The following is a 13,985-nucleotide window of genomic DNA, read 5'->3' as shown; positions in this document are numbered from 1 at the left end:
CCATAACCGGCAGAAGAAACGTCCCTTGAGGCCACGCAGGCCGAGGGAACCGGTTCCGTGACGAACCCGGCGGGTTGGACGGAAGAGTACGACGAGGGAGCCGATCATCCAAGAGCCGGAAGCGTACGAGCCCGAAGGACCCGAGGCGTGCGAGCCGGAGGCGACACGGCGTGACGCCGGGGTCGCGGAAAGCGCACGGGCCAATCGGGGCTGGTGGGACCGCAACGCGGACGAATACCAGGTCGAGCACGGCACGTTCCTCGGCGACGACCGCTTCGTGTGGGGCCCGGAGGGCCTGGACGAGGTGGAGGCCGAGCTGCTCGGCCCGCCGGAGGAGCTGAAGGGCAAGGACGTCCTGGAGATCGGCGCGGGCGCGGCGCAGTGCGCGCGCTGGCTGGCCGCCCAGGGGGCCCGCCCGGTGGCCCTGGACCTCTCGCACCGCCAGCTGCAGCACGCCCTGCGGATCGGTGGATCGTTTCCGCTGGTCTGTGCGGACGCCGGTGCGCTGCCCTTCGCGGACGGCTCCTTCGACCTGGCCTGCTCGGCGTACGGCGCGCTGCCCTTCGTCGCCGACCCGGGGCTGGTGCTGCGCGAGGTGCGGCGGGTGCTGCGGCCGGGCGGCCGGTTCGTCTTCTCGGTGACGCACCCGATCCGCTGGGCGTTCCCGGACGAGCCGGGCCCCGAGGGTCTGTCGGTGTCGTCCTCCTACTTCGACCGCACGCCCTACGTGGAGCAGGACGAGGAGGGCCGCGCGGTCTACGTGGAGCACCACCGGACGCTCGGCGACCGGGTCCGGGACATCGTGGCGTCCGGCTTCCGCCTGGTGGACCTGGTGGAGCCGGAATGGCCGGCCTGGAACACCTCGGAGTGGGGTGGCTGGTCCCCGCTGCGGGGCCGTCTCATCCCCGGCACGGCGATCTTCGTGTGCGAGCGGGACTGACCTCCCGCCTCGTGTCCCGTACCTATACCTACGTGCACGCGCGCGTGAGGGCCGGTTTCGCCGTCGTACGACACTGGGGGGCGTGATCCGTTACGACGCCCTGGACGCGCTGCCCGTGCGCTCGGCCCTGCCCGCCCTGACCGAGGCCCTGGAGGACGGCGGCACCGCCGTGCTCGTGGCGCCGCCCGGCACCGGCAAGACGACGCTGGTGCCGCTCGTGCTGGCGGGGCTGGCCGGGGGCGGGCCCGCGCGGCGGGTCGTGGTGGCCGAGCCGCGCCGGATCGCGGCACGGGCGGCGGCCCGTCGCATGGCGTGGCTGCTGGGTGAGAAGCCCGGCGAGAGCGTGGGCTTCACGGTGCGCGGCGAGCGGGCCGTGGGCCGGCACACGCGCGTGGAGGTCGTGACGACCGGCGTGCTGCTGCAGCGGCTGCAACGGGACCAGGAGCTGCCGGGCGTCGACGCCGTCGTCCTCGACGAGTGCCACGAACGGCATCTGGACGCCGACACGGCGGCCGCGTTCCTGTGGGACGTACGGCAGGCGCTCCGGCCGGAGCTGCGGCTGGTGGCCGCGTCGGCGACGACCGACGCGGAGGGCTGGGCGCGGCTGCTGGGCGGGGCGCCCGTGGTCGAGGCCGCGGGCGTCGCGCACCCGGTGGAGGTGGTCTGGGCGCCCCCGGTGCGTCCGATACGGCCGCCGCACGGGATGCGGGTCGATCCGGCGCTGCTGGCGCACGTGGCGTCCGTGGTGCGGCGGGCGCTGGCCGAGCGGGAGGGGGACGTGCTGTGCTTCCTGCCCGGCGTGGGCGAGATCGCGCGCGTGGCGGGGCAGCTCGGCGCACTCGGTGAGGTCGATGTGCTGCAGGTGCACGGGCGGGCGCCGGCCGCCGTGCAGGACGCGGTGCTGGCGCCCGGGGCCCGGCGCCGGGTGGTGCTGGCGACCTCGGTGGCGGAGTCCTCGCTGACGGTGCCCGGGGTGCGCGTGGTGGTGGACTCCGGGCTGGCGCGGGAGCCGCGGGTGGATCACGCGCGCGGGCTGAGCGGGCTGACGACGGTACGGGCGTCGCGGGCGGCCGGGCGGCAGCGGGCGGGGCGGGCCGGACGGGAGGCGCCGGGGGCGGTGTACCGGTGCTGGTCCGAGGCCGAGGACGGGCGTCTGCCGGCGTTTCCGGCGCCGGAGATCAAGGTGGCCGATCTGACCGCGTTCGCCCTGCAGGCGGCCTGCTGGGGGGATCCGGACGCCTCCGGGCTGGCCTTGCTGGATCCGCCGCCGGGTGGGGCGATGGCGGCGGCGCGCTCCGCGTTGACGGCGGTGGGGGCGGTGGACTCCGTCGGGCGGGCCACGTCGGTCGGTGTGAGGCTGGCTCGGCTGGGGGTGCACCCTCGGCTGGGGCGGGCGCTCCTGGACACGGCCGGCGAGGGCGCGGAAGTTGTCGCTCTGCTGTCCGAAGAGGTGCCGCGGGATTACGGGGATGATCTTGCCGGCGCGTTGCGTCGTGCTCGGCGTGGGGGTGACGCCTATGCAGGGCGGTGGGCCGCGGAAGTACGGCGGCTCCGGGCCGTCTCACAGGAGTTTTCCCACTCGCCCACCCGTCCCTGTCGGTCAGAAGGCGCCGTCCGGGTCGGACCGGGCACCGGTGACGACAAGCTCGCCGGGGTCGTCGCCGCGCTCGCCTTTCCCGAGCGGGTCGCCAAGCTCGACGGTGGGTCGTATCTGATGGCCTCCGGCACGCGGGCCGAGGTGGGTGATGCGTCGGCGCTGCGGGGTGCGCCGTGGATCGTCGTCGCCGTCGCCGATCGGCCCTCCGGTACGGGGCACGCGCGTGTGCGGCTCGGGGCTGCCGTGAGCGAGGACGTGGCGCGGGCCGCCGCCGGGGCGCTGCTCGGCGAGCGGGACGAGGTGCGCTGGGCCTACGGGGATGTCGTGGCCCGGCATGTCGAGCGGCTGGGCGCCATCGAGCTGGCCGTACGGCCGCTGAAGGACGCCGATCCGGCGCTCGTACGCGGTGCCCTGCTCGAGGGGCTGCGGCAGGAGGGGCTCGGGTTGCTGCGGTGGTCGCCGGAGGCGGAGGTGCTGCGGCAGCGGCTGGCGTTCTTGCGGGTGCGGCTCGGGGAGCCGTGGCCGGACGTGTCCGACGACGCGCTGCACGCGCGCGTGGACGAATGGCTGCAGCCGGAGCTGAGCCGGGCCCGGCGGCGGGCCGATCTCGGCCGGATCGACGCCGGGCAGGGGCTGGCGCGGTTGCTGCCGTGGGCGAGCGGGGAAGCCGGGCGGCTGGACGAGCTTGCGCCGGAGCGGATCACCGTGCCGAGTGGGTCCAGAATCCGGATCGACTATCGGGATCCGGAGCAGCCGGTGCTCGCGGTGAAGTTGCAGGAGATGTTCGGGCTGCGCGAGACGCCGACCGTGGCGGGGGTGCCGCTGCTCGTGCATCTGCTCTCCCCCGCCGGGCGGCCCGCCGCCGTGACGGCCGACCTCGCCTCCTTCTGGAAGGACGGCTACCAGGGGGTACGGGCCGAGCTGCGCGGGCGGTATCCGAAGCATCCGTGGCCCGAGGACCCGGCGGCCGCCGAGCCCACCCGGCACACCAACGCGCGGCTCAGGCGCTGACCGGTTCGGGTTCGGCCGGCCGGGTGGGTGCGGGGTCCCGGGGGCGGCGGGCGCGGGCCTCCAGGTAGAGGGAGAGGGCCAGGAGCAGGGCTCCCGCGGTCAGGGAGCCCCAGGGGACGTACGAGGTGAGCATCAGCACCAGGGTGCGGTTGTGTGCGACCAGCGCGACCGTGTGCTCGATGTAGTCCTCGCGCATCTTCACGTCCCCGGCGAACGCCGTGACCCTGTCCCGGCCGCCGAGCAGGGTGCCGCCGCGCAGTTCCTCCTTGTGGAGTTCCTCGCCGTAGACGGGCGCGCCGGTGACGGGTTCGACCCAGAATCTGCGGACCGTGCTGTACCAGCGGGTGGTTCCGGTCCTGGCGACCGATTCCGGCGTGATGCCCTGGACGGGCATGGTCTTCGGCATGGGGACCTTGGTCCAGGGGATGGTCTGTTCGAAGTAGTAGACCTTCAGGCCCCGGAAGGTCTGGGTGCCCTTGTAGTGGATGGGGCTGGTGGTGCGGGTCTGCGCGTCGAAGTACTCGTAGTCGCGTTTCTGTGTCAGGAACGGCCACTTGAACTCGATGCCCTGCCGTGTGACGGGGTCGCCGTCGACCATCTCGCCGGTGGCGTGCACGGGGTCCTGGCTGTGGGCGTCGAAGATGTAGCGCTCGGGAACCTCGGAGACCATCTTGCCGTCGGGTCCCTGGACGTAGGAGAGGCCGTCCCAGACCACGACCGGCCGGCCCGCCGTCCTCTCGATCCGCTGCGCGGCCGCCACGTCGCCCTTGAGGGTCTGCACGATGGTGACCTTGGAGACCTTCTTCGCGCGCATGGTGCCGTAGTCGAGCAGGGTGGCGCCCCTGGCCTCCAGGACCATGTCCTGGTACTGGTTCGCGGGGATCCTGGCCAGGCGCGGGAAGGCGTACCAGCGCATGAGCGGGGCGAGCGCGGCGCAGAAGACGGCGCAGGCGAGCAGGACCAGGCTTGCCTTGCGGCGCATGGAAGGCCTCCCTCCCGGACGGGCGCGGCTAGGGGTGCGAGGGCACCGTCGTCAGCAGCGGTTGGGGGGATGTCCGGCCCGTCGGCGCACCCATGGCGGTCATCGCCAGGACCAGGGCGAGCGCGAGGGCGAGACCGGTCGCGGCGGCGATCAGGGCGCGCATACGGGCCTCCCGGCGGACGGTGGTGTCCCCATGAGTTCCTGATGGTTCGTCAGGTTCGGCACCGTAGCAACCGGCGGGTGAGATGAGAACAGCGGTGCACCCACGAACGAGGGCGCCCTCCCCGCGGGTGCGGAAGAGGGCGCCCTCGCGTGCTCTCAGGAGGAGGCGGACGGGCTCGGCGACGGGCTCGGCGAGGCGTCCGCCGCGGCGACCTGCAGCTCGACGGTGAGCGTCGCGCCGCCGGTGGTGGTGATGCGGAGCAGGAACGTGCCGGTGGTGTCGTCCGCGTACAGCTTCGGCAGGGTCAGCAGGCCCTTGGCGTCCGTCTGGAGGCCGGTGAGCGTGCGGACGGGCTTGCCGTCGGCGTCCTTGAAGTACGGGCCCTTGTCGTTCTCGGTGGCGTCGGTGCCGGACTTGATCAGGGTGGCGGTGGCCGCGACCTTGTCCGCGACGGCGCCCTTGTACGTCGCCTTCACCTGGACCTGGTCGGCGAACTCGCCGCCCGGGGTGCAGGTCAGCGGGGTGTCGCTGGTGCGCGTCAGGGTGTCGGCGGCGCGCTCGGTGACGGTGGCCGTGTAGCCGAGGCCCGTGACCGTGCGGCCCACGACGGTGGCCATGATCTTGAAGTCGCCGGTCTTCTCGCCCGCCTGGAGCGCCGGTGCGAGAGCGACACCCTTGGCGTCGGTGGCGAGCGTGGCCACGGTCTCGCCGCCGGCGAAGGTGGCGTCGGTGTCCCCGGTGATGGTGAACCGGATCCTGACCTTGGCGACGGCCTTGCCGGCCTTGGTCTCGGCGCGGGTGCCGATCCGTTCGCTGAAGGCGTGGCCGGCCATCGACGTGAGCTTGGCGGTGCCCGCGTCCGCCAGGTGGTCCACGGTGTCCGTGGGGGTCTGCGGGGGCGTCGGCGGGGCGGGCGGCTTCGGCGGGGTCGGGCTGGGGCTGCCGTTGCCGCCGGGCGTGCTGGGCTTGGGGTCCGGCTTCGGATGGGGCTTGGTCTTCGGCGCCTTGGTGTGCTTCGGGGACTTGGCGCGCGGGGTGCCGTCGTCGCTGCGGTGGCTCGGCACACTGCCGGTGCCGTCGGGCACGGAGTGGGTGCCCTTGCGGTAGTACTCCAGCCACGACAGGACGGTGTTCAGGTAGTCCTGCGAGTTGTTGTAGCTGAGGATGGCGCTGTGCAGGTCGTCCTCGCGCGCGAGGTCCCAGCCGTTGCGGCACAGGTAGTGGCCGGCGGCAAGGGCGGCGTCGTAGACGTTGTTGGGGTCCTTCTTGCCGTCGCCGTTGCCGTCGCGGCCGGCCCAGGCCCAGGTCGACGGGATGAACTGCATGGGGCCGACGGCCTGGTCGTACTCGGTGTTGCCGTCGTAGAGGCCGTGGTCGGTGTCCTTGATGAGGGCGAAGCCGTTGCCGTCGAGGGCGGGGCCCAGGATCCGGCCGATCGTGGTGCCGTCGGCGTCGACCCGGCCGCCTTCCGCCTGGCCCGACTCGACCTTGCCGATGGCGGCGAGCAGCTGCCAGGGCAGGTTGCAGCCGGGCTTGGAGGAACGCAGTTCGGCCTCGGCCTTCTTGTAGGCGTCGAGGACCGTCGCCGGGATGCCGGCCTCGGTGTCGCCCTGGGGGGCGGGGGTGCCGGTGGCGCTCGGCGAGGGGCTGGGGTTGGGGCTGTTGAGGGGCGGGAGGTCCGTGTAGTACGGCGAGTTGCCGGTGGCGTTGCCGTCGGAGGTGGCGTCGGGTACGGGGGCGGAGGCGCCGGCCGTCGCCTGTCTGCCGTGGTCCCCGCCGGGCATTCCCGGAGCCTGGGACGCGGACAGGGCCGCGACCGCCGCCGCGGCCACGGCGGTGGTCGCCGCCCCCTTGCGCAGCCGCCTTCCGAAGTGCGCCGCCATCGAGTGAACCCCTCCTGTGGACTTCGTACGTCCGTCTCCGTCTGTCCGCCTCGCACTGGTGTGACGGTCGACCCGGTGTTCTGGTTTCCCCTGTGACGTCCTTCCCTTCGTGCGACGTGCGTTCCGCCGCGCGCCGGGCAGGACACACCGCAGGTGACCCTACGACAACTTGCTTTGCGTCGGGACCCGTTCCCGCCCGCTTTTCACCCGTTGGCCAACTCTCGTTGGCACGCAGGCCCCGGGAGGGCGGTCCGGCATACCGGACGGACCCGATCGGCGGATACTGGACGGACCTGATCACCGGCCCGGCGCCAGGGCCGACAACCGTTGTCGGCGGCTCTGTTGCCGTTCACGCTCAGCCATGCGGCGGCCGTCCTGCCCGCGGTCCGCCGGGACGGGACCGGCCGCGGCCGGCTCGTGCCGGCGGTGCTCGTCGCGGGATCCTTCGCGCCCGACATGCCCTTCTATGCGGCGAGTGTCCTGCCGGGCGGCATGGAATTCGGCGCCGTCACGCACGCGTTCGCCGGGTTTTCACGGTCGACGTACTCATGTCCTGGGCACTGGTGGGACTGTGGCTGCTCGTCCGCGAACCGCTGCTCGCGCTGCTGCCCCGGGGCCGGCGGGGGCGGCCGGCCGTGCTGCTGCGCTGCGGTGCGGCACGCGCGCGGGCGAGCGTCGTCACGGGGGTGTGGTGGTACCTCTCCGCGGTGCTGGGTGCGCTGACCCATGTGGTGTGGGACGCGTTCACGCATCAGGGGCGGTGGGGGACGCGGCTGGTTCCGGCCATCGGGCGGGACCGGGTGGCGGGTGTGCCGCTGTTCTCGCTGCTGCAGTACGGCTCGTCCGTGACGGGCGCGGTCGTGATCGCGGTGTTCGCCGTGCGTGTGCTGCGGCGGACGCCGGGCGGGGCGCCGGTGGGGGTGCCCGTGCTGTCCGTGCGGGACCGGTGGTGGGCCGGCGCGGTGATCGGCGGGTGTGCGGTGGCCGGGGCGGTGCAGCGGGCGGCGCGCTGGTGGGCGCTCGTGGGGGCGCCCGAGCGGCCGTGGGATCTGGTGCCCGCCGTGTGCTTCGGGGTGGGCGCCGGGCCGGTCCTGGGGCTTGTGCTGTACGCCGTCGGGGTCAGGGTGTGGCGTCGGGGCCCGGCTCCGGGCGGTTCCGCTGATCCCGCTGATCCCGCTGATCCTGGTGGGGTGGTCGGTGCGGGGCGGGGGCGGCCGGCCGCTCGGTGAGCGACGCGACGAAGACCGTGAGGGTACGCCGGGGGCGCGGTCTCGGGATCGCGGTGAGCGCGAGGGCGAGGTAACCGCGGGCGAGGTCGGCCCACTGGCGCCAGTCGGGGGCGTGGTCCACGGGAGCGGTCAGGCCGGCGAGTCGGTGCCGGAGGTTCCTGGCGGCCCTGCGGACGGTCGCGCTCAGGTCGGCGGGGATGCGGGCGGTGCTTGCGTCGGCCGCGAGGGCCGGGACCGGCGAGGCGGGCACGGCCCGCGCCGCGGCGGCGTCCGCCCAGGCCCGGAGGTCTGCCTCGGGCGTCCGGCGGTGAAGCGTGCGTATACCCATGCCCGCAGTGTTGCGGCTGTGGGGGGTGGGGGGCGTTTTGGCGGGGGCCACGTGAGTGACGGGTCCCTCCGGGGGTTCGGCCGACTTGCCGGTGTGAGCGCCGGGGTCTTGTGCTGGTGGGGTGGGCGGGGGCGTGGGTGCGGTGGGTCTGGCACCGCCGGGTTGCGCCGTGGGGGTGAGCGCCATTGCGGCGGTGTCCGGGGGCGGGCTTTTCGGTTGGCGGAGATTGGGGGTGGCGGTTGGTCGGGGGGCCGCGCGGGGAGTGTGGCACCGCCGGTTCGCGCCGTCGGGGGCTGAGCGCCGTTGCGGCGGTGTCCGGGGGCGGGCTCTTCGGTTGGCGGAGATTGGGGGTGGCGGTTGGTCGGGGGGCCGCGCGGGGAGTGTGGCACCGCCGGGTCGCGCCGTGGGGCTGAGGGCCGGTGCGGCGGGATCGGTGCCGGCGTGGGGATGGACAGCGGTTGGGGTGCCGGCGGAGGGGGCGTTGCGATGGAGGGGGCGTTGCGATCGAGGCCGGTCGCAGCGCCCCTGCTCAGGCGCGTTGCGATCGAGGCCAGTCGCAACGCCCCCCCGCTCAGGCGCCGCAGGCTAGTGCGCCGCCGACTCCCAGTCCGGGCCGACGCCGACCGAGACGTCCAGGGGGGCCCGGAGGTGGACCGCGTCGGACATCTCCTTGCGGACGATCTGCTCGGCGGCCGCCCGCTCGCCGGGGGCGATCTCCAGCACGATTTCGTCGTGGACCTGCAGGAGCATGCGGGACTTCAGGTCCGCCGCCCGCAGGGCGTTGTCCACCTTGAGCATGGCGATCTTGACGATGTCGGCGGCCGTGCCCTGGATGGGCGCGTTGAGGGCCATGCGCTCGGCGGCCTCGCGGCGCTGGCGGTTGTCGCTGTTGAGGTCCGGCAGGTAGCGGCGGCGCCCGAAGAGCGTCGCCGTGTAGCCCGTCGCCCGGGCCTCGTCGACCGCGCGGCGCAGGTAGTCCCGGACGCCGCCGAAGCGCTCGAAGTAGGCGTCCATCAGGGCGCGCGCCTCGGCCGCCTCGATGTTCAGCTGCTGGGACAGGCCGAAGGCGGAGAGGCCGTAGGCCAGGCCGTACGACATCGCCTTGATCTTGCGGCGCATCTCCGCGTCCACCGCGGCGGGCTCGACGCCGAACACCTTCGAGGCGGCCGTGGTGTGCAGGTCCTCGCCGGAGGTGAAGGCCTGGATCAGGCCCTCGTCCTCGGAGAGGTGGGCCATCACGCGCAGCTCGATCTGGCTGTAGTCGGCGGTCATCAGGGACTCGAAGCCCTCGCCGACCACGAAGCCGCGGCGGATCGCGCGGCCCTCGTCCGTGCGGACCGGGATGTTCTGCAGGTTCGGGTCCGTGGAGGACAGGCGGCCGGTCGCGGCGACCGTCTGGTTGAACGTGGTGTGGATACGGCCGTCGCCCGCGATCGTCTTGATCAGGCCCTCTACGGTGACGCGCAGCTTCGCCTGCTCCCGGTGGCGAAGCATGATCACCGGCAGTTCGTTGTCGGTCTGGGTGGCGAGCCAGGCCAGGGCGTCGGCGTCGGTGGTGTAGCCGGTCTTGGTCTTCTTCGTCTTCGGCAGGGCCAGCTCGCCGAAGAGGACCTCCTGGAGCTGCTTGGGCGAGCCCAGGTTGAACTCGTGCCCGGCGGCCGCGTGGGCCTCCTTCACGGCCTGCTGCACGGCACCCGCGAAGGTCTGCTCCATCGTTTCGAGGTGCGCGCGGTCGGCCGCGATGCCGTGCCGCTCCATGCGGGCGAGCAGGGCGGAGGTGGGCAGCTCCATGTCACGCAGGAGGTCGGCCGCGCCGACCTCCTCGAGCCGGGTTCCGAAGGCCTCGCCCAGGTCGAGGACCGCGCGGGCCTGGATCATCAGGGCCTCGGCCTCGGCGCCCTCGTCGGCGCCGAAGGCCAGCTGGCCGTCGGCCGCGGCGGCGGGCGCGAGCTCGCGGTGCAGGTACTCCAGGGACAGCGCGTCCAGTTCGAAGGAGCGGCGGCCGGGCTTGACGAGGTAGGCGGCGAGCGCGGTGTCCATGGTCACGCCCTCGACGGACCAGCCGTGCTCGGCGAGGACGCGCATGGCGCCCTTGGCGTTGTGGAACACCTTGGGGCGGGCGGCGTCGGCCAGCCAGGCCGCGAACGCGTTCTCGTCGGCCTCGTCCAGCTCGGCGGGGTCGAACCAGGCGGCCGCTCCCCCGGCCGCGGCCAGGGCCACCTCGGCGACCGAGCCGGTGCCCAGCGCCCAGGTGTCGACGGTGGCGACGCCCAGGGTCCCGGCGCCGTGCTCGGCGAGCCAGGGGGCCAGCTCGCCGGTGCGCAGGATCTTGCCGTCCAGCTCCACCCCGTCGGTGGCGATCGGCGTGGCCTCGGCCTCCTCGGAGCCGGGGTCGACGGCGAAGAGACGCTCGCGCAGGGACGGGTTGCGGATCTCCAGGGTGTCCAGGACCAGCGTGACGGCCTTGCGGTCGTAGGCGGCACGCTCCAGGTCGGCGACCGCCCTGGGCAGCTCGACCTGGCGCTCCAGCTCCGTGAGGACGCGGTTGAGCTTGACCGACTCCAGGTGGTCGCGGAGGTTCTGCCCGGCCTTGCCCTTGACCTCGTCGACGCGCTCGACCAGCTCGGCGAAGGAGCCGAACTGGTTGATCCACTTCGCCGCGGTCTTCTCGCCGACGCCGGGGATGCCGGGGAGGTTGTCGGACGGGTCGCCGCGCAGGGCCGCGAAGTCCGGGTACTGGGCGGGCGTCAAGCCGTACTTCTCGAAAACCTTCTCCGGGGTGAACCGGGTCAGCTCCGAGACGCCCTTGGTCGGGTAGAGCACGGTGATGTTGTCGGTGACCAGCTGGAAGGAGTCGCGGTCGCCGGTGACGATCAGCACCTCGAAGCCCTCGGCCTCGGCCTGGGTGGCGAGGGTGGCGATGACGTCGTCCGCCTCGAAGCCGTCCACGGCGAAGCGCGGGGCGTTCATCGCGTCGAGGAGCTCGCCGATCAGCTCGACCTGGCCCTTGAACTCGTCGGGCGTCTTGGAGCGGTTCGCCTTGTACTCGGTGAACCTCTCGGAGCGCCAGGTCTTGCGCGAGACGTCGAAGGCCACCGCGAAGTGCGTGGGCGCCTCGTCACGCAGGGTGTTGGCCAGCATCGACGCGAAGCCGTAGATCGCGTTCGTCGGCTGGCCGGTCGCGGTCGTGAAGTTCTCCGCGGGCAGCGCGAAGAACGCGCGGTAGGCCAGCGAGTGCCCGTCCATGAGCATCAGCCGGGGACGGGTGCCGCCGGGGGTCTTGTCGGTCTGCTTCGATGCTGTCTCTGCCACGTCCCCGATCCTGCCACGCCGCACTGACACTCCGGTCCCGGCTGCCGAGGGTCGCTGGTCGGTCACGCGCTGTGGGTGGCGGTTATGAAGAGGTGCTGCGCAGAAGGCGGCCGGGGCGTTGTCGGTCGGCCGTGGGAGGATCGGCAGCGTACTTCTCACACGCAGTCGAAGGGGAGCGTGCGATGGCGACGAAGCCGCCCAAGGGTGATCCGGTTCAGGACGCGCCGCAGGTCACGGAGCCCAAGCACGCGGCGGCCGGGCTGCCGGCCATCGGGCACACGCTGCGCATCGCCCAGCAGCAGATGGGCGTGCGGCGCACGGCGCTGACGCTGCTGCGGGTGAACCAGAAGGACGGGTTCGACTGCCCGGGCTGCGCCTGGCCGGAGCCGGACCACCGGCACAAGGCGGAGTTCTGCGAGAACGGCGCGAAGGCGGTGGCCGAGGAGGCCACCCTGCGCCGGGTCACCCCGGAGTTCTTCGCCGCGCACTCCGTGGCCGACCTGGCGACGAGGAGCGGCTACTGGCTGGGGCAGCAGGGGCGGCTCACGCACCCCATGTATCTGCCGGAGGGCGGCACGCACTACGAGCCGGTCGGCTGGGAGCGCGCCTTCGACATCGTCGCCGAGGAGATCGCCGCGCTCTCCTCCCCCGACGAGGCCGTCTTCTACACCTCCGGCCGCACCAGCAACGAGGCCGCGTTCCTGTATCAGCTGTTCGCCCGCGAGCTGGGCACGAACAACCTGCCGGACTGCTCCAACATGTGCCACGAGTCGTCCGGTTCGGCCCTGAGCGAGACCATCGGCATCGGCAAGGGCAGCGTCCTGCTGGAGGACCTCCACAAGGCGGACCTGATCATCGTCGCGGGGCAGAACCCGGGGACGAACCATCCGCGCATGCTCTCGGCGCTGGAGAAGGCCAAGGCGAACGGCGCGAGGATCATCAGCGTCAATCCGCTGCCCGAGGCCGGTCTGGAGCGGTTCAAGAACCCGCAGACCGCGCAGGGCATGCTGAAGGGCGCCGCCCTCACCGATCTGTTCCTGCAGATCCGCATCGGCGGCGACCAGGCACTGTTCCGCCTCCTCAACAAGCTGATCCTCGAGACCGAGGGTGCGGTCGACGAAGAGTTCATCCGTGAACACACGCACGGCTTCGAGGAGTTCGCCGCGGCCGCCCGTGCCGCCGACTGGGACGAGACGCTGAGAGCGACGGGCCTCACGCGCGCGGAGATCGAGCAGGCCCTCGGCATGGCGCTCGCCTCGCAACGCACCATCGTCTGCTGGGCCATGGGCCTCACCCAGCACAAGCACGCCGTCCCGACCATCCGTGAGGTGGTCAACTTCCTGCTGCTGCGCGGCAACATCGGCCGGCCGGGCGCGGGCGTGTGCCCGGTGCGCGGACACAGCAACGTCCAGGGCGACCGCACCATGGGCATCTTCGAGCGGCCCGCGCCCGCTTTCCTGGACGCGCTGGAGAAGGAGTTCGGGTTCGCGCCGCCGCGCGAGCACGGGTTCGACGTCGTACGGGCCATCCGTGCGCTGCGCGACGGCGAGGCGAAGGTGTTCTTCGCCATGGGCGGCAACTTCGTCTCCGCCTCCCCCGACACCGAGGTCACCGAGGCCGCGATGCGGCGCGCGCGGCTGACGGTGCACGTGTCGACCAAGCTCAACCGCTCGCACGTCGTCACGGGCGCGCGGGCGCTGATCCTGCCCACGCTGGGCCGCACCGAGCGGGATCTGCAGGCGAGCGGCGAGCAGTTCGTCACCGTCGAGGACTCGATGGGCATGGTGCACGCCTCGCGCGGGCGGCTGGCCCCGGCGAGCCCGCGGCTGAAGTCGGAGCCCGCGATCATCTGCGGCCTCGCGCGGCGGGTGCTCGGCGCGGACAGCGTCGTGCCGTGGGAGGAGTTCGAGAAGGACTACGCGGCGATCCGTGACCGCATCGCGCGCGTGGTCCCCGGTTTCGAGGACTTCAACGCGCGCGTGGCCCGGCCGGGCGGCTTCGCCCTGCCGCACGCCCCGCGCGACGAGCGCCGCTTCCCGACCGCCACGGGCAAGGCGAACTTCACGGCGGCGCCGGTGGAGTACCCCGAACTGCCCGAGGGCCGGCTGCTGCTGCAGACCCTGCGCTCGCACGACCAGTACAACACCACGATCTACGGCCTGGACGACCGCTACCGGGGCATCACGGGCGGCCGCCGCGTGGTGCTGGTGAACCCCGAGGACGCGCGGGCGCTCGGGTTCGCCGAGGGGTCGTACGTCGACCTGGTGAGCGAGTGGAGGGACGGGGTGGAGCGGCGGGCGCCGGGTTTCCGGGTCGTGCACTACCCGACGCCCAGGGGATGCGCGGCGGCGTACTACCCGGAGACCAACGTCCTGGTCCCGCTCGACGCCACCGCCGACACCAGCAACACCCCGGCCAGCAAGTCCGTGGTCGTACGTCTCGAAGGTCACATCCGCGGCGGGGAGGACCGTCTGGAACAATCGGCGACCGACTGAGCGTTTGCTCAGCGAGCAGACAGCCGCAGCGGACAGCTGTACGAC

Annotated in this window: 7 protein-coding genes and 1 pseudogene; 4 read left to right on the top strand and 4 right to left on the bottom strand. The window is 73.0% G+C overall.

The window, feature by feature from the left end; genetic code table 11:
- The first annotated feature begins 103 nt into the window (after positions 1–103).
- Both FB563_RS24680 and hrpB read left to right on the top strand, forming a co-directional pair.
- The gene (locus tag FB563_RS24680) at positions 104–940 is read left to right on the top strand and encodes a class I SAM-dependent methyltransferase (protein ID WP_199832862.1); all 837 of its coding nucleotides are present in this window, start codon (positions 104–106) and stop codon (positions 938–940) included.
- An 82-nt stretch (positions 941–1,022) separates the two neighbouring features.
- Positions 1,023–3,548 (top strand): ATP-dependent helicase HrpB, encoded by a 2,526-nt coding sequence (gene hrpB / locus FB563_RS24675; RefSeq protein ID WP_055707057.1) that lies wholly within the window; start codon positions 1,023–1,025, stop codon positions 3,546–3,548.
- On the opposite strand, the gene pgfA is transcribed toward hrpB, so the two are convergent.
- From pgfA to FB563_RS24660, 3 genes are all read right to left on the bottom strand, one after another.
- Positions 3,538–4,530: a cell envelope lipid trafficking protein PgfA gene (gene pgfA, locus FB563_RS24670; protein ID WP_142218912.1), complete on the bottom strand. Its 993-nt coding sequence runs from the start codon at positions 4,528–4,530 to the stop codon at positions 3,538–3,540. The genes hrpB and pgfA overlap by 11 nt on opposite strands.
- Before the next feature lie 28 nt (positions 4,531–4,558).
- The gene (locus FB563_RS24665) at positions 4,559–4,693 is read right to left on the bottom strand and encodes an SPW_0924 family protein (protein ID WP_107100688.1); all 135 of its coding nucleotides are present in this window, start codon (positions 4,691–4,693) and stop codon (positions 4,559–4,561) included.
- 155 nt (positions 4,694–4,848) lie between these two features.
- Positions 4,849–6,576 carry a lytic transglycosylase domain-containing protein gene (locus FB563_RS24660; protein WP_142218911.1) on the bottom strand — a complete coding sequence of 576 codons (1,728 nt, stop codon included), beginning with the start codon at positions 6,574–6,576 and terminating at the stop codon, positions 4,849–4,851.
- Positions 6,577–6,918: 342 nt separating this feature from the next.
- Here FB563_RS24660 and FB563_RS24655 point away from each other — a divergent pair.
- A pseudogene (locus FB563_RS24655) lies at positions 6,919–7,805 on the top strand (DUF4184 family protein).
- Positions 7,806–8,718: 913 nt separating this feature from the next.
- Here the strand turns inward: FB563_RS24655 and polA are convergent.
- Complete coding sequence (polA, locus tag FB563_RS24645; RefSeq protein WP_142218910.1) at positions 8,719–11,445, bottom strand: DNA polymerase I; 2,727 nt, start codon at positions 11,443–11,445, stop codon at positions 8,719–8,721.
- Positions 11,446–11,627: 182 nt separating this feature from the next.
- Between polA and FB563_RS24640 the strand changes: the two genes are divergently transcribed.
- Entirely contained in the window at positions 11,628–13,940 is a 2,313-nt protein-coding gene (locus FB563_RS24640) for an FdhF/YdeP family oxidoreductase (RefSeq protein WP_055703673.1), read from the top strand.
- Positions 13,941–13,985: the final 45 nt, after the last annotated feature.

This window comes from Streptomyces puniciscabiei (genome assembly GCF_006715785.1).
GTDB classification, from domain to species: Bacteria; Actinomycetota; Actinomycetes; order Streptomycetales; family Streptomycetaceae; genus Streptomyces; species Streptomyces puniciscabiei.
Note: the sequence above shows the minus strand (reverse complement) of the source record. Positions and strands in the feature narration are given on the sequence as shown.

Bases quoted from the DNA above. Each gene is read 5' to 3' on its own strand.
- pgfA (WP_142218912.1), bottom strand. From the start codon at position 4,530: ATGCGCCGCAAGGCAAGCCTGGTCCTGCTCGCCTGCGCCGTCTTCTGC.
- FB563_RS24640 (WP_055703673.1), top strand. From the start codon at position 11,628: ATGGCGACGAAGCCGCCCAAGGGTGATCCGGTTCAGGACGCGCCGCAG.
- FB563_RS24665 (WP_107100688.1), bottom strand. From the start codon at position 4,693: ATGCGCGCCCTGATCGCCGCCGCGACCGGTCTCGCCCTCGCGCTCGCC.
- FB563_RS24660 (WP_142218911.1), bottom strand. From the start codon at position 6,576: ATGGCGGCGCACTTCGGAAGGCGGCTGCGCAAGGGGGCGGCGACCACC.